A 21,342-nucleotide genomic window follows, 5' to 3' on the forward strand; every position below is an offset into this window, starting at 1 on the left:
TGTTCCGGTCAACGGCGGGCGTGGATAGCGTCCGCAGGACTCCGGTTCCACCGTCCACAGGAGGTAGCCGTGCGCGGTCGTCTTGCCGCCTTGTCCTTATTCATAGCGATAATGCTCGTCGGGCCGGCCATCACGGCCGCCTCGGCACCGGCTGTGCCCGGATCGTCTCCCACTGTCGCCGGGATCGATCTGGAGAAGGCCACGATCCCGGACCTGCAGCGCGCGATGGACCGCGGCCGGCTCTCCTCGGTCCAGCTGACGTTGTTCTACCTGCACCGCATCCGGGCGTTGAACCCGAAACTCAACGCGGTGATCACCACCAACCCGGACGCGCTGCGCCTGGCCTTCGAGAGCGATCTGCGCAGGCAACGCCACCGCACCAAGGGTGCGATGGACGGCATCCCGGTGCTGGTCAAGGACAACATCGACACAGCTGACCGGCAGGCGACCACTGCGGGTTCGTTCGCACTGGCCAAGAGCCGCCCGACGCGTGACGCCCATGCGGTGAGCCGTCTGCGCGATGCCGGCGCGGTGATCCTCGGCAAGGCGAACATGTCCCAGTGGGCAGGTTACCGGTCGTTCAACGGTTCCAGTGGGTGGACTTCTGTTGGTGGGCAGACCAACAACCCGTACGTGCTGGACCGTAACCCTTGCGGTTCGTCGAGCGGTTCCGGTGTCGCGGTTTCGGCTCACCTGGCGACGGTCGCTGTCGGCACGGAGACCGACGGGTCGATCGTGTGCCCGTCGGGGCAGAACGGAATCGTCGGTGTGAAGCCGAGTCTCGGTCTGGTCAGCCAGAGCGGGGTGGTGCCGATCACGGCCAAACAGGACACCGTCGGACCGATGGCGCGCAACGTCGTGGACGCCGCGATTCTGCTCGCGGCACTCAACGGGCCAGACCGTCGTGACCCCGCCACAGTGGACGCCGCGAGTCACGCACTGCGCGACTACACCAAGTTCCTCAAGCCACAATCTTTGCGGGGCAAGCGCATCGGCGTGTGGCGAGACACCTACGGCGTCACGCCGGAGACCATCGCGAAGTTCGACAAGGCCGTGCAGGAACTGCGCAGACTGGGCGCGACACCGGTCGACGTGTCCATTCCGTACATCGACATCATCGACGCCAACGAGTTCCCGGCCATCCGCACGGAGTTCAAGCACTACCTGAACGCCTACCTGGCCTCGACCGGCGGCACCCACCCGGCCGACCTCGCCGGGCTGATCAAGTTCAACGAGGACAACGCCGCGGTGGAGATGAAGTACTTCGCCCACGAGCTCTGGGTCCGTTCACAGGCCACCAACGGCGACCTCAACGACCCGGCCTACAAGGCTCTCCGCGCCGCCGCCACCAGCGCCGGCCAGCGAGGCCTGGACGAGACCCTGCGCAACCACCGCCTGGACGCCATCGTCTCGCCGACCAACAACGCAGCCTGGAAGACCCGGCTCGGTGTCGGTGACGGCGGCCTGTTCGTGGGTTCTTCAGGTCCGGCCGCTGTTGCCGGGTACGCCAACGTGACGGTCCCGATGGCGTTCGACGGCGCATTGCCGTTGGGAATGTCCTTCATGGGCGCCAAGTTCAGCGAACCCGACCTGCTGGCCCTGGCATACGCCTTCGAGCAGGGCACCAAGGCACGGCAGCTGCCGAAGTTCCTGCCGACAATCGGCTGATCATCAGTGGGGGCGCCGGCTTGCGGTGCCCCCATCGTCCACGATCGCTTCGAGGACTGCGAACTGCGGTGTTGCCCTGAGCCGTAACGTGACAGTGGAATTCGCCTGGCTTTCGGCGTTGTCCAGCAGATCGGCCAGCACCCGGCCGATCAGCTCGCGACTGCCCTGCACCGGCACCGGATCGTCACCGAGGTCCACCACGTAGGCAAGGTTCGGCGGGTAGCGGTGAGCGGTTTCCTGGTGTGCCAAGGCAGCCAGATCGAAGCTCTCCGATGACGGCGGGGCGACCCGGGCGAGCATGACCAGATCGCTGGTGACATCGTCAAGTCGCTGGGTGATGCTCCCGACGCCCATCGCCGGGACAGGCACGGGAAGCGGCCGGACGGCACGCCTGAGTGCCGTCCTCACGCCGATGGCCACCAGGGCGATCAGCACCATCGCGGCTCCTGCGATCAGCAGGATCCGCTGGTTGAGCGTCCGCTGCACGTCGGCGATCGCCCGGTACAAGTCCGGGTTGATCTCCCTGAGGTGCTGACCGGGCACCTTGGCGGAATGAACACTGAAATCTCGCTGCTGGTGAAAGTAGCCGATCGTGTCAGGGTCGGTGAACGGCCAGATCGAGACATCCGGGATCACCGAACTGGTATCGACCCAGGCACTGGCGTACAGATACCAGTCCGGGTAGTCCAAGTCGCGCAGCACAAGACTGGTCGTCCGCTTCGGCTCGGTGAATGCTTTGTCCTTGTCGACACAGACAGAGCCGAGTGTGCTGCGATTCTGAGGCTGCAGGCCATCCCCTGGGGTATCGGCGAGCTGGGGCGTCGCGGCAATATTGTTGCTGACGCACAGCGAGGTAGATCTGCCCGGCGACAGATCAGGCCGTATCGCCTCGTCGCGAAGCAGCACCACCAGGTAGGCCGCCACCCCGAGCAGGGGTAACGCGAACAAAGCTGTTACAAGGGCAGTCATCTTGCCGATTCGGTCAGCCACGAAGGCGTAGCGTATCGCCTGCCGCCGTTATCGTGATCTTGCCTCGGATGTCGCCCGCCTCGCCCCTGCGGTGCACTTCAGCGATGTCGTCCAACGGGTGCGTAACCGCGTCGACCACCAGTTCTCCGGCGTCGATCAACTGCGCCAGCGAGGTCAACTGGCCGGTGTCGTACTGCGTCACCATGTGCGACGAGGGCACACCCGGCGGAGCCGCAACCGGTGCGGCCGCCGAGATTATGGTGCCCACAGGCGGGATCCACGGGGGTGGCGTGCCCACCAGGTGGATCATCACGTCGACCGGATCGTCCAGCCTGGCACCCGTTGTGTAGTCGACGATCTCGTCGGCGCCGTAACGACGGATGGTCTCATGACTGCGTGGGCTGGCGGTGGCGATGACATGAGCGCCAACGTATTTGGCCAGTTGAACGGCGAACCCGCCGATCCCGCCGCCGGCGCCGTTGATGAAGACACGTTGCCCCTTGGCGACATTCGGTATGACCGCCTGCCACGCGGTAAGGCCCGCCAACGGAATCGCGGCGGCAGTGACGAGCGGGATGCTGCTCGGCGGTGACACCAAACGGGATCGGGGAGCGACAACGTAATCCGCGGCCGCGCCGCCGTCGAGCCACCCGAAAACCGGTTCGCCATTGGCCGTCCCGGCAACATCCCAGCCCAGGGTGTACGGCAGATCCATCGGTCCGAGAATCCCTCTGCGCACAGCGATTTCCGTGGGGTTGAACGAGGTCGCGGCGACCTTGACCAACACCTCACCCGGCCCCGGCACAGGTATGGGGACATCGTCGATCTGGATCACCGACGGGTCGCCGTGCCGGTGGATACGTGCAGCTTTCATGGAAATGACCCTATGCTCGCTCTTGGAGACGAACCATGTGCGTGAGTCCCGATTTCATACGAGATCGTCTCCGGGGAGAGACAATGGACGTACTGAGCGACGTGCTGGCAGTCATGCGCACCGGCGAGCCCCGCTCGGCCAAGATGGTGCGGAGCGCACCATGGGCCCAGTGGTTCGCGCCCGTGCCAGGCGCCGCCGGTTTCCAGGTGATCCTGCACGGCTCATGCTGGCTCATCCGCGCCGGCGCCGAACCATTGCAGCTGAACACAGGCGACGTGGTTTTCCTGTCACACGGCCAAGGCCACACACTGGCCGACAGCCCATTTTCCTCGCCCTCTACCAGCGACGGGCAACAGACAGTGACCCTTTGTGGCGCCTACCAACTGGATCCGGCCAGGGCGCACCCACTCCTGCTGACCCTGCCGGAAGTAATCCACCTGCCGGCCCGTCTGGGCCACGAAGTCCGCACAGCCGTCGACCTACTCAGCGCAGAACTGGAAAACCCCCGCCTGGGCACAGACGCCCTCATCCCAGCCCTGCTCGAAACACTCCTGCTCTACATCCTGCGCACCTGGTTCGACGAAGACCCACAGACAACAAGATGGGCATCGGCCCTACAAGACAAAGCGGTGACCGAAGCCCTCAACGCAATCCACAAAAACCCGGAAGAACCCTGGACGGTAGCCACCCTGGCCAGTCGGGCAGGCTTGTCCAGAGCCCCCTTCGCCAGCCGTTTCGCCCGCAAAGTAGGCCAACCCCCACTGACCTACCTGACCTGGTGGCGAATGACCATAGCCGCCCAACTCCTACAAACCACAGACGCCCCCCTCCGAACAATAGCCACAAAAGTAGCCTACACCTCAGAATTCGCCTTCGCCGCAGCATTCAAACGACAATTCGCCCAATCCCCAGGCCAATACCGAAAAGAAGAAGAACTTAACAAGAAAAGCAAACAGGGAAGCAGCCTGGAGGACTAGAAAAATCTCTTCCCCCTCCCACGACGCTAAGCGCTGGAACGTAACCAACACAAGGCAACCAGCGCTGGTTTCGTAACTTTGGCTGGAAGTCGAACTCCAACGTAACCAACAGCGCTGACGTGCCCAGCAATGCCCCCTTCAAAACCACTACCGGAACACCGCTATGACCGTGAACAGGCAGCAAGCTCCAACAAGAACACCCAATAGAGTGACGTCATTGTCGGGTTGTTCCGGTATGGTGAACATATGGGCGAGAATACGCTGTTTGCCCTCCGGGACATCAACCCGCCGGTAAACATTCCGATCAATTCCATGAACGCCAACCAGGTCCTCGACAGCCTGATCGACATTGACAAGGCGCGGGCTTTCTGCGACGCACGTAAAGCCCGGCTCCTGGCCCGGTTCGCCGAATTGCGTGAACCTGAGCGTGCTGGAACCGACCTCGCCGACGGTGCTCCCGAGGAAGTGGCCCTCGAGCTGGCCATGAACCCGCACACCGCGGCCGTCCATATCTCCCGAGCCCGGGATCTCGTTACTCGGTTGCCTGCGACCACTGATGCGTTGGAGGCGGGTGAGATCGATTATGTGCGTGCCAAAGCGATGAATGACCTCACCTCAGTATTGACCGAGGAGCAGGCTCGGCGGGTGGAGTCGAAGGTTCTGGCTTTCGGTAAACGTGCTAATCCGAGCCGGTTCCGGCACAGTGTGCGTTACCACGTGATCGCTGTCGATCCTTCTGCTGCGGAGCGTTTGCGTCGTACCGCGAAGGCCGACCGTGATGTGACTGGCCGGGATCTGTCCGACGGCATGGGCCAGCTGGCCATCACGTTGGAGCCGCATGAAGCGCAGGCTGCTTATGACCAGATCAACATGTTGGCCAACAAGGTCAAAACACCGGACAGGACCTTGGCTCAGTGCCGGGCTGATGTTTTTCTCGACTTGGTGCTGGGTAAGAACAACGAGCGGGTGCGGGTGAACTTGAACGTGACCGTGCCGATGTCGACGTTGCTGGGGTTGACCCGGCTTCCGGGTGAGATCAGCGGTTATGGGCCGATCACGGCTGAGTATGCCAGCGAGCTCGCGCAGGATGCGATGTGGCGGCGCGTCATCACCGACGAGCACGGCCAGGTGTTGGAGGTCAGCCGGCGGCGGTATGCCTCGGCCGCTTTGGCGCGGCACATTCGGTTGCGGGATCGGACCTGTCGGCAGCCTGGTTGCGGCAGGACAGCGGATCGCTCGGAGATCGACCACACCGTGCGCTATGCCGATGGCGGTGTGACCTCAGTGGACAATACCAACGCCTTGTGCCGTAAGCACAATCTGATGCGTGAGCGTAGTGATTGGGGCATGACCCAGCCTTTGCCGGGCACGCTGGTGTTCCGCACACCCGCCAACCGCGTCCACACCACCACACCCGAACTCTACGAACCCGCACCCTTCTGACCATCGCCCAAGTACGTCGGTGGCCGGGTGCTTGTTCTTGCTTGCTGCGTGTTCCCGGTCAACGTAGTGTTGCGGTTGTGGTTTTAAGGGGGTCATTGCTGGGCACGTTAGCGCCGTTGGTTACGTTGGGGTTCGGCTTCCAGCCGAACGTTGCGGTACCAGCGCTGGTTGCCTTGTGTTGAGACCGGCTCGGGCGGTGTGCCTGAGCCGGCCTTGGGGTTCTCTCTATGCTTTGGCCTGGGCTCGACGTCCTAATAGGAGGTCTATGAGGAGGAATCCTGCTAGGGAGACGCCTAGGACTGGGAGGTACCAGGCTAGTAGGGCTCCTGCCGTTATGAGGCCTGCTAGGAGTGGGCGGGGGACTGTGCGCCAGGCTCCTCGGGGGAATGGTCTGCCGAAGCCTGATTCCGTTCTTGTTGGCCTTCGGTGCCACCACATTCGGTAGCCCCAGATGATCATGGCCATCAGAGAGAGGCAGACCAGGGCCAGGACTATTTGGTTGGGCAGGCCGAACAGTATTCCCATGTGGGCGTCGATGCCCCATCTTGTCAGTTTGGCTGCCAGGGGGTAGTCGTCGAACTTCAGGGTTGCCAGGATTTGGCCTGTGTCTGGGTCTATGGACATTGAGTCCTGTTTGGAGGGCCAGGCGTTCTGGATCTGTTTGACCACATAGGCTTTGCCTGGGGCTGAGGGGACTGTCAGCTCTATTGGGCCGTCGAGGCCTGCTGAGCGGGCTACGTTGAGGACCTGGTCTGCTCCGACGCTGGAGCCGCTGCCACTGGATCCGGAGCTGTGGCCTGAGTGTTCGGATGCGGTGGAGGGGAGGGTGGGGGTTTCCCAGGAGAGTGCCTCGCGGAGGTCGGCGACTGTTTCTCCGCCGTACTGGGACCAGGTCAGGCCGGTGGCGGAGAGGAAGATCAGGACTGCGGCGACCCAGGTTCCGGTTGTGGCGTGCCAGCCCAGGAGACGGCGTCGGCCGGTTGCCTGTTTTTTGCCGCGGCGCCTTCCCCACCAGAGGATCAGGCCGCCCAGTACGACTATCCAGAGCCAGCTGGCCGCCAGTTCACTGTACAACCGGCCGATGTCGCCTAGGTGCAGGCTTCGGTGCAGTTCGTCCAGCCAGGTCCTGAGTGGACCGGCCTGGCTTGAGCCGTAGGTCTCCAGGGTGCCGCGGACTGACGACGTGTATGGGTCCACATAGGCGGTGAGCCAGTGGCTGGATGCCAGGTCTGGCCTGCTGAAGATCACCTGGGTGCTGGCGTCGTCGGTGGCTCCGGGCCGGATCCGTACCAGTGTGGCGTCCGGTAGGGCTCGCTGAGCTGCGGCGATCTGGTCCGCGAGGGGCTGTTTCGTCTCGCCTATCGGGACAGTCAGTTCGTCGGCGTAGATGACGCGTTCGAGCTGCGGCGTGAAGATGTAGAGCAGACCGGTCAGTGCCGCGACGAACAGGAACGGGCCGACGAATACGCCCAGGTAGAAGTGCATCCGCAGGAGCAGCGGCCGTAACGAGCCGCGCCGGGTCGGTTTGTCCGGCGCCTCGGTGGCCGGCTCAGCGAGGTTGGTCATCGGGGGAGTCCTCAGGGGGTCGCAGGGCGTCGAGTCAGTGGTCGTGCCCCGGAACGGAAAAGTTCCCGGTTACCGAGAGTGACAGATCGCGTTGATTGTTCTGCGCGAATCAAGGCTTCCGGTCAATCCGGTCGCGCGTTGTAGTTGCCCCGGGAAAAACCAAGGGGAGAGGGATTTCGATGACCTCTGACGGCGTTGTCCTGGTGATCGGATGCGGGATGCGTCCTTACCGGGAGTACCTGTTGTCGTCGGCCGCGGCCCGGCATCCGCTGTGGCTGTTCAACTCCTCCGAGCTCACCTGGCAGCAACAGCACGTTGTCGGCGGCACGGTGATGGATCTGCACGACCGGGACGCCGTGATCGCGGCCGCCCGTGAGCTCGCCGCGACCATGCCGGTGCACGGGGTGTTGTCCTGGGACGAGGCGTTGATCGTCACCACGGCGCACGTCGCCGACGAGCTCGGTCTGCCGGGCGCCGGAATCAACGCCATCGAGGGCTGCCGGGACAAGCCGCGCAGCCGCGAGGCGCTGACGGCGGTCGGTGTGGCGCAGCCGATGTTCGAGTTCGTGCGCACCGAGTCGGACGCGGTCATGGCCGCACAGCGAATCGGCTACCCGGTCGTGGTCAAGCCGCGTGCGGGTGGTGCGAGCATCGGCGTGTCACTGGCCGAGGACGAAGTCGCGGTACGGGACGCGTTCCGGGTCGCCGACGAGGCCAGCCTGCACGGCGCAGCGGCCTACCGAGGCGGCGCGTTGATCGAGGAGTACCTGTCCGGGCCCGAGATCAGCATCGACGGCGCCATTGTGGACGGTGAGTACATCCCGCTGTTCGTCGCCCGCAAGAAAGTCGGGATGTATCCGTACTTCGAGGAGCTCGGGCACATCGTCGACACGGCCGACGAGCTGCTCACCGACCGGCACCTGCTGGGCACCCTGGCCATGGCGCACAACGCCATCGACTTCCGTAACGGGGTCACGCACACCGAGGTGAAACTGACCGAGCAGGGCCCGGTGATCGTGGAGATCAACGGCCGGTTCGGCGGGGATCTGATCCCGCTGCTCGGCCTGCTCGCGACCGGGATCGACCCGGGTGCCGTGGTCGTCGAGGCCGCTCTGGGGGTACGCCCGGAGATTCCGGATCGCCTGCCGGACGGGTGTGTCGGTGTGCGGTTCGCCTATCCACGGCGCAACTGCATCGTGGAATCCGTGTCGCTGCCGGAGGCCCGGCCGGGCAACGGGGTGCTGCGAGCCGTCGCGCTGGTCGAACCCGGAGCGAAGATGAAACTGCCGCCGGCGGAGTTCATCTCCCGGCACGCCTATGTGATCTGCACGGGCACCGATCCGGACGACTGCGCGGTCCGGCTGGATCAGGCGCTGGCCGAGGTCCGGCTGACCTCTCACCCGCTGCTGCCCTCAGTGCCGGTCCCGGCGCCCAGCGTTTGACCAGCGGATCAGATTTCGGGAACTCACACAGACAAAATGGTGGTGCGAACTATGGCGAATCGTGAAGTCGAGTTGCTGGCAGTCGGCGCAGGACCGTCCAATCTCGCTCTCGCGGTGGCACTGGAGGAACTGGCCCCCGGCCTGGCGCGCGATTCGCTCGTCATCGAGCGGGACCAGGAAGTCTCCTGGCAGAAGGGAATGCTGCTGCCGGAGGCGCTCTCGCAGGTCTCGTTCCTCAAGGACCTGGTCACACTGCGCAACCCGCGCAGCAAGTTCTCGTTCCTGAACTACATGCACGCGATCGGCCGGCTCGACCAGTTCGTCAACATGGGCTGCTTCGTGCCCTACCGGATCGAGCTGGCCGGCTATCTCAAGTGGACGGCCGAACAGCTGTCGCAGGTCGATGTCCAGATGGGCCGGGAGTGTGCGCGAATCAGTCCGGTATGGACGAACGACACGCTCACCGGATGGTCGGCGGAGATGACCGACGGCGACACGATCCGCAGTCGCTATCTGGTGGTCGGCGCCGGCCGTGACGCGCGAATCCCGGAGCCGGTGCAGGGCCTGGCGCCGGAGCGCGTGATTCACAGTACCGAGTACCTGCAGCGGATCACCAAGCTGCGTAAGGACTTCCCGTACCGGGTGGCGGTGATTGGCGGCGGGCAGAGCGCGGCCGAGCTGTTCTGCGCCGTGCAGAACGACCTGCCGGAGTGCAAGCCCACCATGGTGATGCGCTCGATCGGCCTGAACTACTACGAGACGAGCAAGTTCAACAACGAGCTGTTCTATCCGTCGTTCGTCGACGAGTTCTTCGTCTCCCGGCCCGAGGCCCGCAAGCAGATGCTCAAGGAACTGCACCACACCAACTACTCCGGCCTGGCACCCGGAATGATGGACTCGCTCTACCGGTCGGTGTACCTCGACCGGCTCAACGGCCGCGGCCGGCTGGAGATGATCACCACCCACGACATCACGTCCGCCCGGGACGAGGGCGACGAGATCGTGCTGGAGCTGACCGACTGGCGCACCGGCGCGGTCCGGCAGCTGCGTACCGACCTGGTTCTGCTGGGCACCGGCTTCTCCCAGGAGATGCCCAGGATGGTGCGGGACATCGCCGAATCCATTGGGCTGGAAGAGGTCTCGGTGACCCGGGACTACCGGATGGTGATCGACCGGCCCAGCACGGCCGCCTGCTACCTGCAGGGCGTGAACGAGGCCACCCACGGCATCGCGGACTCGCTGCTGAGCATCCTGGCCATCCGCTCCAACGACATCCTGCAGGACATCCTCACCCATCGCGCCGCCCATCCGGAGAACACCGGCCCCGCGCACATCGCGGCAGCTCGCTAGAAAGGACTGTGCACAATGGAGATCCGACCGTTGGTGCGCGAGGAAATGCCCTTCGAGAACGGCGCCTACGGCCAACGCCTGTTGCCGTGGCAGGCGTTGAACGCGCCATTCGAAGGCGCATGGGTAACGGTCCCGGCGCACGGCGCCACCGGTGCGCACGAGCACCACGAGTACGAGCTGTTCATCGCGATCAGCGGCAACGCCGAGATCGAGACTGACGGCGAGCGCAAGCCGTTCAAGGCGGGCGACCTGGAGTTCCACGCACCGCACAAGCTGCACCGCGTGATCAACGAAAGCGACACCGACTTCGAGTTCTACGCGATCTGGTGGGACACCGACATGTCCTCGAAGTTTCTCACCCGCCACGAGGAGCAAGCGTGACTGCGACGCTGGTAATCTGTGGGCCGCCGACCTCGAACGGGGACCTGCATGTCGGCCACGTCGCCGGCCCTTACGTCGGTGCTGACGTGCATGTGCGCTACCTGCGTGCGGTCGGCCGGGAGGCGGTGTTCGCCTCCTGTACGGATGACAGCCAGACCTATGTCGTCACGGCCGCGGCCCGGCTGGGCACGACTCCGCCCGAGCTTGTCGCCGAGTCGTCCGCGCTGATCCCGGAGACCTTCGCGGCGATGGGAATCGAGCTCGACGGTTTCTCTCCGACCGACGACGGCTACCGGTCCACTGTGTACGACTACGTGACCAGGTTGTACGACAAGGGGAAGTTCAAGCTCCGGAAGGTCCGGCTGCCCTACGGCGAACGGTCGCAGCAGTTTCTCGTCGAGGGATTCATCGGCGGCGACTGCCCGACGTGCCTGGCTGACAGCCGTGGTGGCTTCTGCGAGGGGTGTGGCCATCCGATCGACTTCGACGGCCTGATCGAGCCGTACTCCATTCTGGACCGTGGCGAGGAGATCAGCTACCGCGAGGCCGAGATCCTGGTCTTCCCGATGGAGGAGTACCGCGAGCGGCTGATCGCCTTCTACGAGGCCAAATCCTCGAACTGGCGGCCGCACGCGCTGGCCTTGATGAAGGAGGTCCTGGCCAAGCCGCTGCCGGACTACCCGATCACGTACCCGGTCTCGTGGGGCCTGCCCTCGCCGTTCCCGGAGACGCCCGGCCAGACGCTCAACGCGTGGGTGGAGGGCATGCCGGCGTCGATCTACTGCACGGCCTGGGCCCAGCGTAACACCGGTGCCGGCTCCCCGGAGAACGACACGGCCTGGCGCGCGGAGAATGCCGCCCGGCCGGTGGTGTTCATGGGTTTCGACCCGTTGTACGTCTGGGGCTTGGTGCACGTCGCCGAGCTGATGGCGCACGAAGGCCGGTACGCGTTGACCGACACCTTGCTGGTCAACGAGTTCTACGAGCTGGAGAGTGAGAAGTTCTCCACCAGCAAGGGACATGTCGTGTGGGCACGTGACCTGGTGGCCGAGGTGCCCCGGGACATCGTCCGGTTCTACATGTGCCTGTCCGCGCCCGAGCACGCCCGGACCAACTTCAGCCGCGCGACGCTGACGAAGGTGGCAGGGGAGCGGCTGATCGGGCCGTGGAACGAGCTCGCCGCGACCCTGGCCAAACTGACCGCCGAAGTCGGCGACAGCCAGCCGTTGCCGGTGTCGCCGCAGACGCCTTCGCGTATCGCGGCGATGATCGCCCGGTTCACCCCGTGCTACGAGCTGGAGACCTTCAGCCTCAGCCGGGCCGCGGACCTGATCGTCCAGTACACCGACCGGCTTCGCCAGCACGCCGAACGGGTCCGGACGCAGAACCTGGACCGGGAGACGTTGAGCGCCCGGCTCGGCGAGGTGTTCCTGCAGCTTCGCGCGTTGATCAGCTGCTCGGCGCCGATCCTGATCGACCTGGCCGCGCGGGCAGGCACCGAGGTGCGGCTGACTCCCGGCGATTTCGAGGTCAGCACCACCGAGGCGTTCCCCGTGCCGGTCCTGGACCTGAGCATGCCATCCACCGACTCCCGCTGAGGAAACCATGTCCAACTCTTCCGCCGAGGCGGTCCGGCGGTCCAAGATCGCCGAACGGCTGCTGGTGCCCGCGGGATTCATCACCACCGCGGGCAACGCCTTCCAGATCACCGCGGCCGCCATCCTGGTGTTCACCGCCGAGAAGACGACACTGTCGGTGGGCTGGCTGTTCATCGCGGTGTCCATCCCGCAGGTCGCGCTCGCGGTGATGTTCGGCAAGCTCGCCGACCGGGTCGACCGACGGATGCTGTGCGTGACAGCCGACCTGATCAGTGCGGTGAGCGCGTTCGCCCTGCCGGTCTGGCTGTGGATCGGCGGCCCGACCGACATCGGGTCGTACATCGCCAACTTCCTGCTGGCGGCGACCACGGCGTTGTTCATGCCGGCCAGCAACGCCCTGGTCAAGGAACGCGTCCTGGACGAACGGCTGGGCAAGTTCAACGCGTACTTCGAGATGGCCACCAACACCGGCATGCTGGCCGCGTCCGCGCTGGCCGGGTTCCTGGTGATCTGGTTCGGGCCGACGCCGTTGTTCGTGTTCAACTCGCTGACGTTCGTCGCCTCGGCGATCCTGACCTACGCCATCGGCCGCAAGCCCAAGCAACCCGTCGCGGCTGTGGCGGCCGAGACGGAGACCGAGGCCGTCGAGGTGGACAGGCCCGCGCCGGTGAGCCAGCCGATCAAGCGACTGGTCCTGTTGTACAGCAACGGCAATATCGGGTTGATGGTCGCCAACGTGATCTTGACGGCGTTGGTGTTGCACACCTTCAACCAGGGCGCCTGGCTGATCGGTGTGGTCGACGCGCTCGCGGGCGCGGGATTCCTGATCGGCGCGGCGTCCTACGGCTGGGTCAGCAAACGGATCAAAGGCCTGAACCTCGCGGTGCTCGGCATGCTGGGCAACCTGGTGATGTTCGCCCTGCAACCGACGCACTACATCGTGCTGATGGTGTGCATCCCGTTCGCCGGCTTCTGTTTCGCGCAGGGCCGGATCGCTGCCCGGACACTGCTCATGCGGGCAAGTCCCGAGGAGAAGACCGGCCGCATCTTCGGCAGCGCGCAAGCGCTTGGTCTGGCGCTGGGGATCGGCGCGACTGTGGGCCTGTCCGCGCTCGCCGACGCCACGACTGTCCCGTATGCGTTCTGGGGCTGCGCGATTCTCCAGGGCGCCATCGCGATCGGGACCTACATCAGCCTCGTCAAGCCCTTGGCCTCGCCCGAGCGTAAACCGGCCGAGATCCTCGAAGCCACCGCTGCCTAGGAGAGTTCGATGGAGCAGAAGTTGCCGGGCGGCGTGGCCACCTGGGCCTGCGCGCCAGGCTTCCCGCCCGCGGTGATCTTTCCCTTCACGCCGGCCGAACGGTTCGGCACCCGCAACCGCTACGAGTTCCAGTTCCTGATGTACCGTCCGCTGTTCTGGATGGGCCGGGACGGCAAGCCGGAGATCGACTACTCGCTGAGCCTGGCCGACGAACCCGAGTGGGACGACGACGGCCGCACGGTCACCGTCCGGATCAAGCCGTGGAAGTGGTCCAACGGCGAGACAGTGTGCGCGGACAACGTGATGTTCTGGATGAACATGCTGTCCCGCAAGGGACCCAGGTTCGGCGCGTACACCGAGGGGTACTTCCCGGACAACCTGGTGTCCTACGAGAAGGTCGCCGAGGACCGGGTCAGCTTCACGTTCGACCGGGTGTACGCCAAGAACTGGGTCGTGATGAACCAGTTGACGATGATCATCCCGATGCCCAAGGCCTGGGACCGGACCGCCGACGGCCCGGTGGATGCGACCCACGACGCCGAGCAGGCCGAAGCGGTGTACGAGTACCTGCTGGCCGAGAACGGCCCGATGGTGGCCGAAACCAACGCACACCGGACCAAGTGGGCAGGCAGTCCTGTTTGGAGTGTGGTGAACGGGCCCTGGCGCCTGAAGAGCTACACCGAGGAGGGCATCGTCACGTTCGTGCCCAACGAGCACTACAGCGGCCCGAACCCGGCCCAGCTCGACGAGTTCCGCCAGATCCCGACCTCTTCAGACGAGGAGGAGTACGAGCTGCTCAAGTCGGGTGACGCGATCCAGGTCGGGTTCCTGCCACCGGCACTGGGCGTGCAGCCGGACAACGACCCGACCGTCGGCGGGCCCAACCCGTTGGGTGACAGGTTCAATCTCGTGCCGCAGATCCTGTTCAACGTGCGGTACATGCAGATGAACTTCACCAACTCGACGATCGCCGGCACACTGATTCGGCAGGCGTACGTCCGCCAGGCCCTGCAGAGCTGCCTCGACCAGGACTTCGCGTCCCGGGAGATCTACCAGGGCTACGGCTGGGCGCAGACCGGCCCGGTGCCCGTCCTGCCGGCCAGCGATCTGGTGTCGCCGAAACTGCGCGACGGCAAGAGCTTCTGGCCGTTCGATGTGGACCGTGCCCGCGAACTGCTGGCCGACAACGGCTGGGACACGAGCGTGATGCCGGCCGTCTGTGTGGATGAAGGAAAAGCAGGCGTTCCGGCCGGGACGAAGCTCAGCTTCCTGCTGCGTTACGTCGAGGGCAGAGCGGCGCTGACCCGGTTCATGGAACAGTTCAAGGTGGACGCGGCCAAAGCCGGAATCGAGCTGAGGCTGTCCGAAGTGTACGGATCGGTTCTGGTGGCCGAGGACTGCCCCGGCCCGCCCACCCCGGACAACCCCAAGCTGTGGGAGATCTCCACCTGGAACGGCGGCTGGGTCTACGACTACCCGACCGGCGAGGCGCTGTTCCAAAGTGGAGCCGCCTTCAACTGCAGCAACTACCCGGACGCCCACGCCGACGCACTGATCGACAAGAGCGTCACCAGCGACGACATCAACGCGCTGTACGAGTACCAGGAGTACATCAGCGAGCAGGTCCCGGTGCTGTTCCTGCCGAACACGCCGTGGCGGTTGTTCGAGGTCGCGTCGAACCTGCGCGGGTTCACGCCGATCAACCCGTACGGCATGGTCAATCCGGAGAACTGGTACTACGTCGAGGAAACCTCATGACCCGGCCGTTGCTGATCGTCGGGTACGTCGGCGCCGCACTGGGCTCGCCCGCGCTGTTCCAGCCCGGCCAGCCGGTGATCTTCGTCGAGGAACCGGACGTCGTGCGCAAACGCGAGGCCCGCGCGAAAATCGACGCCAAGCCCGGCTGTGACCTCATCGAATGGGAGTTCCACCTGCCGGGCAAGGCAGACGAGTTCTTCCACACGCACCGGGATCTCGACCCGGCCGCGATCATCCCCCTGACCGAGTACGCGACACCCTTCGCAGCGCGGCTTGCCGAGCGCTGGGGCCTGCCCGGCGCCGGGTATGGCGCCGCGATGATCCTGCGTGACAAGCAGCTGTTACGGCAGGTCACGCGGGCGGCGGGAATCGCGAACCCGGAGTCGGTCCAGGTCAGGAGCCCGGCTGACGTGGTCGCGTTCATGCTGGCGCACCCCGGCCCGATCGTGCTCAAGCCCGCCAACCGGCAGGCCTCGGTCGGTACCCAGGTGATCCGGGGCCTGGACGAGGTCGAGCAGGCCTGGGCCAACTGCGTGGCGCAGGACGAAGGCGTGTTCGTGCCGGACCGGGCGATGGAACTGCGCATGCTGGCCGAACAGTTCGTCGACGGCCACGAGTACAGCGTGGAAATGCTTGTCCGCCAAGGTGAACCGCTGTTCTTCAACGTCACGGGCAAGCAGCTGTTCCCCGGCTCGCGCCCGGTGGAGCTGGCTCACATCGTGCCCGCCGACATTCCGGGTGAGCTGACCGAACTGCTCGGCGAGCAGACCAGACGGGTGATCGACGCGGCCGGTTTCCGGGACGGGATCGTGCACTGCGAATGGATCGTCGCCGACGGCGTGCCGTATGTGGTCGAGTGCGCGGGCCGGTTCGCTGGGGACGGCATCATCGAGCTGATCCAGCGTGCTTACCCGGTCGAGCTGGAACTCAGCTATTACCTGGTACTGCAGGGCCTGCCGCCGAAGGATCTGCCATGTGAGGCCAAGGGCGGTGCTGCGGTGCGGTTCCTGTCGATCCCGCAAGGCGTGGTCGAAGACGTCCGTGGTGTCGAGGAGGCCGCGAACTCCGAAGGCGTGTTCATGTGCGACGTCAGCATCGCCAAAGGGGACAACTTCCAGGGACTGCGCAGCTCATGGGACCGGGTCGGCGATCTGATGGTCACCGGCGACAGCCCGGCCGACGCGTTGCGGCTGGCCGAGGCCGCCGTGGCCAGGATCCAGGTCGACGTCGTGCCGGCCGAGCTGGCGGCCACGACCTCATGAGCATCGAAGTCGTCGGTGGCGACCAGATCGAGGACTGGACACTCGACGTGATCGTCACCGGTTTGTCCTCCGACGCGCACACCTGGAATCTGGTGTACCTGCAACTGCTGCTGGAGGAGCTCGGCTGCCGGGTGACCAACCTCGGCGGGTGCGTCCCGGACGAGACGATCGTGCGGGAGTGCCTGGCCCGGCGGCCGGACCTGGTCGTCATCAGCAGCCTGAACGGGCACGGGTGCCAGGACGGGCTGCGGTTGATCGAGGCCGTCAGGGCCAGCCCCGCCCTGGCGGCCACCCCTTTCGTGATCGGCGGCAAGCTGGACGTGGTGGCCGGCAGCAGCGCCGGCCGCCTGCTCACAGCCGGTTTCAACGCCGTCTTCGAGGACGACGGCGGGCTGTCTCCCTTTCGTTGTTTCGTACACGCGCTCGCGGTCCGGGCAGCCGCGCCGATTGGCGTCCGATGAGTTTTCTCGCACCACTGCGGTCACCATCCTTCGGCGAGGTGGTCGCCGGGTACCGGGCTCGTGGCGAGCTGGTCGTCCAGCCGCGGATGGGGTTCGCCGATCCAGTCCACATGCGACAAGGCCTGCTCGCGACCCGCTCGGCCAAAGCCGCGACTGTCGGCACGGTCACGCTCGACAGCTACACGAGGGTCGGTGACCACTCGTCGGTACGGACTGCCTTGGCCTCTGGGGCATTGCTGAACGGCTACCCGATCGTCGATCTCGACCCGGCGACGACCTTGGCGATGCTGTCCGGTGTGCTGCGGCCGGGTTTTCCGGTGCAGGTCCGGCACGGTTCGGCCGATCCCCGGCGGATTGTGCAGACCTTGCTGGCCTGTGGGCTGCACGCCACCGAGGGCGGCCCAGTGTCGTACTGCCTGCCGTACAGCCGGATGCCGCTGGCAACGGCCGTGGACAACTGGCGGCAGTGTTGCGAGATACTCGCCGCCTCGGGGCCGGACGCCCACCTGGAGACGTTCGCCGGCTGCATGATGGGCCAGCTCTGCCCACCCGCGCTGCTCGTGGCGCTGAGCGTGCTGGAGGGAATGTTCTTCCGGCAGAACGGCATCAGGTGTATTTCGCTCAGCTACGCGCAACAGACGCACGCCGGTCAGGACGAGGAAGCCGTCTCCGCCCTGCAGGACCTGGTCGACCAGTACATCCCGGATGCCCGGACGCACGTGGTGATCTACACGTACATGGGCGTGTATCCGCGTACTCCGAGTGGCGCGTTGGACTTGCTCGCCGAATCAGCACGGCTGGCGGCCCGGACGGGCGCGAGCCGGTTGATCGTGAAGACCACGGCCGAGGCGCACCGGATACCGGCCGTCGAGGAGAACGTGACTGCGCTGGAACACGCGGCGCGGGCAGCGCGGGATGTGTTGCCCTTGACCGAGGTCGAGGACACCGGGATCTACGCGCAGGCACGGGCGTTGATCGACAATGTCCTGTCGCTCGACGACGACCTGGGCCGCGCGCTGGTCACCGCATTCGCCCATGGCCACCTTGATGTGCCGTTCTGCCTGCATCCGGACAACGCCGGGCGCACGCGGGGATTCCTGGACGTGGACGGACGCCTGGAATGGTCCCGGGTCGGTGCGATGCCCATCGGTGATCTTGTGTCGCCGCCGTCGGCCGAGCGGATGACGTCCGCCGATCTGCTGACCGCCTTGCGGTTCGTCGAGCAGAAGTTCGACCGAGGTTCTTTGCATCTCGAACAGGGGAGCTTGACATGACATCGGTGCTACCACCGAGCACGCGGGAACACCTGCTGTCGCCGGTGACGCAGGCGGCGTTGCGCATCCAGAACCAGATCACCATCGCGACGCGCGAACACCTTGGCACGAACGGGTTCCAGGAGCTGACGCCGCCGCTCATCGGGCCCGTGACCGACCCGGGCTGCCGGGGCGCCAAACAGGTGGACGTGGACTACTACGGGCACAAATACAAGATGATGACGAGCGTGATCCTGTACAAGCAGGCGTCGCTGCTCGCCTTCGACAAGATCTTCTACGTCGCCCCGAACGTCCGGCTCGAACCGCTGGAGACCGCGCAGACCGGCCGTCACCTGGCCGAGTTCACCCAGATCGACGTCGAGGTCAGGGACGCCAAACGCGACGACGTGCTCGACTTGCTGCAAGGGCTGATGCGGCACATCGTCTCGCGCGTCCTGCGGGAGTCCAAAGCGGACCTCACCGCGCTCGGCCGCGACCCGGAGTCGTTCGAAGCCATGCTGCGCAAGGACTTCGGCCGGATGACGCACACCGAGGCGGTGGCGAAGGTCCGGTCTTTGTCCCAGGAGCAGAGTATCGACGCGGAGATCAACTGGGAGGGGGAGAAGCTGCTCTCCGAGCAGACCGACACGCCGTTCTTCATCGTGGACTACCCCAAGGGTTCCCGGGGCTTCACCGACGGCGAGTCGGACACCGAGCCTGGTGTGCTCCGCAACTTCGACATGATCGCGCCCGGTGGCTTCGGCGAGATGTGCAGCGGCGGCGAACGGACCCACGAGTACCGGCGGCTGATCGAGCGCATGCGGGAGACGGGGGAGAACCCGGCCAAGTACGCCTGGTATCTCGACATCGCCCGGGACGGCCTGCCGGCCAGCGCCGGTTTCGGCCTCGGGCTCGAGCGCGTGACCAGGTACATCGCCGGGCTGGACGCGGTGTGGCAGGCCAGTGCGTACCCCAAGCTGCCCGGGATCGCCTCGCCATGATCACCGCTCCCGGTTTTCCCGAGGCCCAGGTCCGGGCGCGTGCCCGGCTGGGTACCTCGGCCGTGTTCCCGCCGGTCGAGGGCTACGGCCAGAGCCTCTTCGGGGCTGCCGCGGCGGCGTTGGCGGACGATCTGGACGAGGCCCGTGTCGTGCCGCCGGTCTTTGTCCCGCAACGGCTGGAGAAGATGTTCGATCTCGGCCGGGAGCCGGTGTACAGCGATGTCGTGCTTTCCGGTGACGTCGGCGGGTTCTCGTCCCGGCTGCCGTTGTTCGTGTGCGCCTTCGGCTCGACGCAGATCGCCGACGGTCTGGGTGTCGCACTGAGTTCGCAGGCCGGTCAGCTCGGCATCCCGATGGTCATCGGCGAGAACGTCGTCCCGATGCACGGCTACGGCCGGCTGGAGCCTTCTGGCGGCCTGATCGACAGGATCAAGGCGTACGCGTCCTCGGTGCCGGACGGGTTCGGCGGTGTCGTTGTCCAGCAGAGCACCGAGGACGCCGACGCGGAGGTGTGGAACCTCGTCTACAGCGACCCGTACGCCACCCGGTTGCTCGAAAGTGGACGGTTGGCCTTCGAGCTGAAAGTAGGACAGGGAGCCAAACCTGGTCTCGGCGGGATGACCGTGTTGTCCCAGGAGGCTGCTTCGGCCGTCGCCGACCAGTACGCGATCGACGCCGCGTTCGGCGGTTCGATGGTGCTGCGGTCGAGCAGCCCGGGGACCTTCACCGAGGAGATCCTGCGCCAGCAGGTCCACCTGATGCGCAACAACTATCCGCGGGCCAGGGTCTGGGTGAAGCTGCACCCCGGCCGGGACGTGCGGCACGCGGCCGAGGTCGCCTGGTCCGCCGGGGCCGACGCGGTCACTGTGGACGGTGCCGAGGGCGGGACCGGCTGGGCGCCTTCGGTGTTCCTGGACAACGTGGGGCTGCCCTTGGCCGAGTGCCTGCGGCGGATCGGCAAACACGACGCCGGCCTGCTCGTGTCCGGCCGGATGTGGGAAGGCAGCCGGGCCCTGAAATGCCTGGCGCTCGGTGCCTCGGCGGTAGGTCTCGGCCGGGCCGCGTTGCTCGCGGTCAGCGAGGACCCGACAGCCGGCCTGGTCCGGCTGGCGCAGTGCATGGAGCTCGAGCTGCAACTGCTGCTGAGTGCGCTCGGCAAGTACGACCTGGCTTCACTGTCCCCCGACGATCTCTGGTTCCCGAACTCCCCGGAGCGCGAAGATGATCAACTATGACGGCAGGCGGTTCCGCAAGGTCTCGTCCGACCCGGACGCGCCCGTCACCCTCTACAACCAGAAGGACGACATCATCTGGGCCGAGCTCACCGGCGGTTCGGTGCGGCTGGGCTCACTGACCGGCAAGTGCGGCCCCGACGGCACGATCGACATGGCCTACACGATGGTGCTGCACAACGGCGCCGTCATCTCCGGCCACAGTGTGAACACGCCGGAGTTCCTGCCCGACGGCCGCATCCAGCTCAACGAGGTGTGGGAACGCTACGGCGCCCACGCCGAACGCGGCACCTCAAGCATCGTCGAGGTCAGGGACTGACGGGCCACTCAAGTACGACAGTCGTCCCTGCCTCGTCGTGACGCAGGCTGAACGCACTGCTCAGCTGCCGCATGATCGGCAGGCCACGGCCGCGGGTGCCTGGATCGGCCGGTGGCGGACGCCATCGGCCGGAGTCCGAGATGATCACCCGCGCGCTGCCGGAATACCGGTCGCACGCGGCGAACAGCACAACCGCGCCTGAAGTCGTTTCGGCATAGGCGTGTTCGACCGCGTTGGCCAACGCTTCGTCCACGGCAAGCACGACGTCGCCGGCCATGTCGCGGCTCATGCCTATGTCTTTGGTCCATGTGCGAACACAGGGCCGCAGAATCGTCAGCTGAGCCGCGGTCGCGGGCACCTTGAAATGCAGGTGCGGCCGGTCGAGGTCGGCATCCCCGGCTGTCATGGGCAACGGCAACGCCCACAGGCGAGAAACGCGGGAACCGTTGTGCGTCTGCGACATCAGCTCTTGCACCCCCTGCGGGAGCTCGACGGTCTGGTTGCTGCCCATGGCATACCCCGGACAC

At 65.6% G+C, this 21,342-nt stretch carries 19 protein-coding genes; 15 read left to right on the plus strand and 4 right to left on the minus strand.

From position 1 onward, the window contains the following. Nucleotides 1–111 precede the first annotated feature (111 nt). A complete protein-coding gene (locus JOF56_RS33445) occupies nucleotides 112–1,668 on the plus strand; it encodes an amidase (protein ID WP_209648638.1) in 1,557 nt (518 codons plus the stop codon). 3 nt (nucleotides 1,669–1,671) lie between these two features. Here JOF56_RS33445 and JOF56_RS33450 read toward each other — a convergent pair whose 3' ends face one another. Next, nucleotides 1,672–2,658 carry a sensor histidine kinase family protein gene (locus JOF56_RS33450; RefSeq protein WP_209643437.1) on the minus strand — a complete coding sequence of 329 codons (987 nt, stop codon included), beginning with the start codon at nucleotides 2,656–2,658 and terminating at the stop codon, nucleotides 1,672–1,674. Then, nucleotides 2,651–3,511, minus strand: coding sequence for an NADP-dependent oxidoreductase (locus tag JOF56_RS33455; RefSeq protein WP_209643438.1), 861 nt, complete (start codon nucleotides 3,509–3,511; stop codon nucleotides 2,651–2,653). Before JOF56_RS33455 ends, JOF56_RS33450 begins: the two co-directional genes overlap by 8 nt. Before the next feature lie 83 nt (nucleotides 3,512–3,594). On the opposite strand from JOF56_RS33455, the gene JOF56_RS33460 reads away from it, so the two are divergent. Beyond that, nucleotides 3,595–4,488 (plus strand): AraC family transcriptional regulator, encoded by an 894-nt coding sequence (locus tag JOF56_RS33460; RefSeq protein WP_209643439.1) that lies wholly within the window; start codon nucleotides 3,595–3,597, stop codon nucleotides 4,486–4,488. A gap of 246 nt (nucleotides 4,489–4,734) precedes the next feature. Then, nucleotides 4,735–5,931 carry an HNH endonuclease signature motif containing protein gene (locus JOF56_RS33465; protein WP_209643440.1) on the plus strand — a complete coding sequence of 399 codons (1,197 nt, stop codon included), beginning with the start codon at nucleotides 4,735–4,737 and terminating at the stop codon, nucleotides 5,929–5,931. Between the two features lie 225 nt (nucleotides 5,932–6,156). On the opposite strand, the gene JOF56_RS33470 is transcribed toward JOF56_RS33465, so the two are convergent. Beyond that, nucleotides 6,157–7,497 carry a PepSY-associated TM helix domain-containing protein gene (locus tag JOF56_RS33470; protein ID WP_209643441.1) on the minus strand — a complete coding sequence of 447 codons (1,341 nt, stop codon included), beginning with the start codon at nucleotides 7,495–7,497 and terminating at the stop codon, nucleotides 6,157–6,159. A 179-nt stretch (nucleotides 7,498–7,676) separates the two neighbouring features. Here JOF56_RS33470 and JOF56_RS33475 point away from each other — a divergent pair, with 179 nt between their 5' ends. Genes JOF56_RS33475 through JOF56_RS33530 form a run of 12 tightly spaced genes read left to right on the plus strand, consistent with a single transcriptional unit; the run spans nucleotide 7,677 to nucleotide 20,815 of the window. Then, nucleotides 7,677–8,939, plus strand: coding sequence for an ATP-grasp domain-containing protein (locus tag JOF56_RS33475; RefSeq protein ID WP_209643442.1), 1,263 nt, complete (start codon nucleotides 7,677–7,679; stop codon nucleotides 8,937–8,939). 51 nt (nucleotides 8,940–8,990) lie between these two features. Beyond that, nucleotides 8,991–10,289 carry a SidA/IucD/PvdA family monooxygenase gene (locus tag JOF56_RS33480; RefSeq protein ID WP_209643443.1) on the plus strand — a complete coding sequence of 433 codons (1,299 nt, stop codon included), beginning with the start codon at nucleotides 8,991–8,993 and terminating at the stop codon, nucleotides 10,287–10,289. 15 nt (nucleotides 10,290–10,304) lie between these two features. Then, nucleotides 10,305–10,670, plus strand: a complete 366-nt coding sequence (locus JOF56_RS33485) for a cupin domain-containing protein (RefSeq protein ID WP_209643444.1) — start codon at nucleotides 10,305–10,307, stop codon at nucleotides 10,668–10,670. Further along, nucleotides 10,667–12,268, plus strand: coding sequence for a class I tRNA ligase family protein (locus tag JOF56_RS33490; protein WP_209643445.1), 1,602 nt, complete (start codon nucleotides 10,667–10,669; stop codon nucleotides 12,266–12,268). The genes JOF56_RS33485 and JOF56_RS33490 overlap by 4 nt, the downstream gene beginning before the upstream one ends. 7 nt (nucleotides 12,269–12,275) lie before the next feature. Next, nucleotides 12,276–13,529 carry an MFS transporter gene (locus JOF56_RS33495; RefSeq protein WP_209643446.1) on the plus strand — a complete coding sequence of 418 codons (1,254 nt, stop codon included), beginning with the start codon at nucleotides 12,276–12,278 and terminating at the stop codon, nucleotides 13,527–13,529. A gap of 9 nt (nucleotides 13,530–13,538) precedes the next feature. Beyond that, on the plus strand, nucleotides 13,539–15,287 hold the full coding sequence (locus JOF56_RS33500; protein WP_209643447.1) for an ABC transporter substrate-binding protein: 1,749 nt from the start codon (nucleotides 13,539–13,541) through the stop codon (nucleotides 15,285–15,287). Next, nucleotides 15,284–16,549 (plus strand): ATP-grasp domain-containing protein, encoded by a 1,266-nt coding sequence (locus JOF56_RS33505; RefSeq protein WP_209643448.1) that lies wholly within the window; start codon nucleotides 15,284–15,286, stop codon nucleotides 16,547–16,549. Before JOF56_RS33500 ends, JOF56_RS33505 begins: the two co-directional genes overlap by 4 nt. Further along, nucleotides 16,546–17,010 (plus strand): cobalamin B12-binding domain-containing protein, encoded by a 465-nt coding sequence (locus JOF56_RS33510; RefSeq protein ID WP_209643449.1) that lies wholly within the window; start codon nucleotides 16,546–16,548, stop codon nucleotides 17,008–17,010. Before JOF56_RS33505 ends, JOF56_RS33510 begins: the two co-directional genes overlap by 4 nt. Beyond that, nucleotides 17,007–18,284 carry a methylaspartate mutase gene (locus tag JOF56_RS33515; protein ID WP_209643450.1) on the plus strand — a complete coding sequence of 426 codons (1,278 nt, stop codon included), beginning with the start codon at nucleotides 17,007–17,009 and terminating at the stop codon, nucleotides 18,282–18,284. The genes JOF56_RS33510 and JOF56_RS33515 overlap by 4 nt, the downstream gene beginning before the upstream one ends. Continuing rightward, complete coding sequence (locus tag JOF56_RS33520; RefSeq protein WP_209643451.1) at nucleotides 18,281–19,264, plus strand: asparagine synthetase A; 984 nt, start codon at nucleotides 18,281–18,283, stop codon at nucleotides 19,262–19,264. Before JOF56_RS33515 ends, JOF56_RS33520 begins: the two co-directional genes overlap by 4 nt. After that, the gene (locus JOF56_RS33525; RefSeq protein WP_209643452.1) at nucleotides 19,261–20,499 is read left to right on the plus strand and encodes a glutamate synthase-related protein; all 1,239 of its coding nucleotides are present in this window, start codon (nucleotides 19,261–19,263) and stop codon (nucleotides 20,497–20,499) included. Before JOF56_RS33520 ends, JOF56_RS33525 begins: the two co-directional genes overlap by 4 nt. Continuing rightward, nucleotides 20,486–20,815, plus strand: a complete 330-nt coding sequence (locus tag JOF56_RS33530; protein WP_209643453.1) for an avidin-fold protein — start codon at nucleotides 20,486–20,488, stop codon at nucleotides 20,813–20,815. Before JOF56_RS33525 ends, JOF56_RS33530 begins: the two co-directional genes overlap by 14 nt. On the opposite strand, the gene JOF56_RS33535 is transcribed toward JOF56_RS33530, so the two are convergent. Continuing rightward, on the minus strand, nucleotides 20,805–21,326 hold the full coding sequence (locus JOF56_RS33535) for an ATP-binding protein (RefSeq protein WP_209643454.1): 522 nt from the start codon (nucleotides 21,324–21,326) through the stop codon (nucleotides 20,805–20,807). The two genes, JOF56_RS33530 and JOF56_RS33535, sit on opposite strands and share 11 nt — an antisense overlap. Nucleotides 21,327–21,342: the final 16 nt, after the last annotated feature.

The sequence above is a fragment of the Kibdelosporangium banguiense genome (assembly GCF_017876405.1).
GTDB classification, from domain to species: domain Bacteria; phylum Actinomycetota; class Actinomycetes; order Mycobacteriales; family Pseudonocardiaceae; genus Kibdelosporangium; species Kibdelosporangium banguiense.

What these genes read in the sequence shown, in the direction of transcription:
- JOF56_RS33445 (WP_209648638.1), top strand. Translation starts at nt 112, where the DNA reads ATGCTCGTCGGGCCGGCCATCACGGCCGCCTCGGCACCGGCTGTGCCC.
- JOF56_RS33455 (WP_209643438.1), bottom strand. Translation starts at nt 3,511, where the DNA reads ATGAAAGCTGCACGTATCCACCGGCACGGCGACCCGTCGGTGATCCAG.
- JOF56_RS33460 (WP_209643439.1), top strand. Translation starts at nt 3,595, where the DNA reads ATGGACGTACTGAGCGACGTGCTGGCAGTCATGCGCACCGGCGAGCCC.
- JOF56_RS33465 (WP_209643440.1), top strand. Translation starts at nt 4,735, where the DNA reads ATGGGCGAGAATACGCTGTTTGCCCTCCGGGACATCAACCCGCCGGTA.
- JOF56_RS33470 (WP_209643441.1), bottom strand. Translation starts at nt 7,497, where the DNA reads ATGACCAACCTCGCTGAGCCGGCCACCGAGGCGCCGGACAAACCGACC.
- JOF56_RS33475 (WP_209643442.1), top strand. Translation starts at nt 7,677, where the DNA reads ATGACCTCTGACGGCGTTGTCCTGGTGATCGGATGCGGGATGCGTCCT.
- JOF56_RS33480 (WP_209643443.1), top strand. Translation starts at nt 8,991, where the DNA reads ATGGCGAATCGTGAAGTCGAGTTGCTGGCAGTCGGCGCAGGACCGTCC.
- JOF56_RS33485 (WP_209643444.1), top strand. Translation starts at nt 10,305, where the DNA reads ATGGAGATCCGACCGTTGGTGCGCGAGGAAATGCCCTTCGAGAACGGC.
- JOF56_RS33495 (WP_209643446.1), top strand. Translation starts at nt 12,276, where the DNA reads ATGTCCAACTCTTCCGCCGAGGCGGTCCGGCGGTCCAAGATCGCCGAA.
- JOF56_RS33500 (WP_209643447.1), top strand. Translation starts at nt 13,539, where the DNA reads ATGGAGCAGAAGTTGCCGGGCGGCGTGGCCACCTGGGCCTGCGCGCCA.
- JOF56_RS33505 (WP_209643448.1), top strand. Translation starts at nt 15,284, where the DNA reads ATGACCCGGCCGTTGCTGATCGTCGGGTACGTCGGCGCCGCACTGGGC.
- JOF56_RS33510 (WP_209643449.1), top strand. Translation starts at nt 16,546, where the DNA reads ATGAGCATCGAAGTCGTCGGTGGCGACCAGATCGAGGACTGGACACTC.
- JOF56_RS33515 (WP_209643450.1), top strand. Translation starts at nt 17,007, where the DNA reads ATGAGTTTTCTCGCACCACTGCGGTCACCATCCTTCGGCGAGGTGGTC.
- JOF56_RS33520 (WP_209643451.1), top strand. Translation starts at nt 18,281, where the DNA reads ATGACATCGGTGCTACCACCGAGCACGCGGGAACACCTGCTGTCGCCG.
- JOF56_RS33525 (WP_209643452.1), top strand. Translation starts at nt 19,261, where the DNA reads ATGATCACCGCTCCCGGTTTTCCCGAGGCCCAGGTCCGGGCGCGTGCC.
- JOF56_RS33530 (WP_209643453.1), top strand. Translation starts at nt 20,486, where the DNA reads ATGATCAACTATGACGGCAGGCGGTTCCGCAAGGTCTCGTCCGACCCG.
- JOF56_RS33535 (WP_209643454.1), bottom strand. Translation starts at nt 21,326, where the DNA reads ATGGGCAGCAACCAGACCGTCGAGCTCCCGCAGGGGGTGCAAGAGCTG.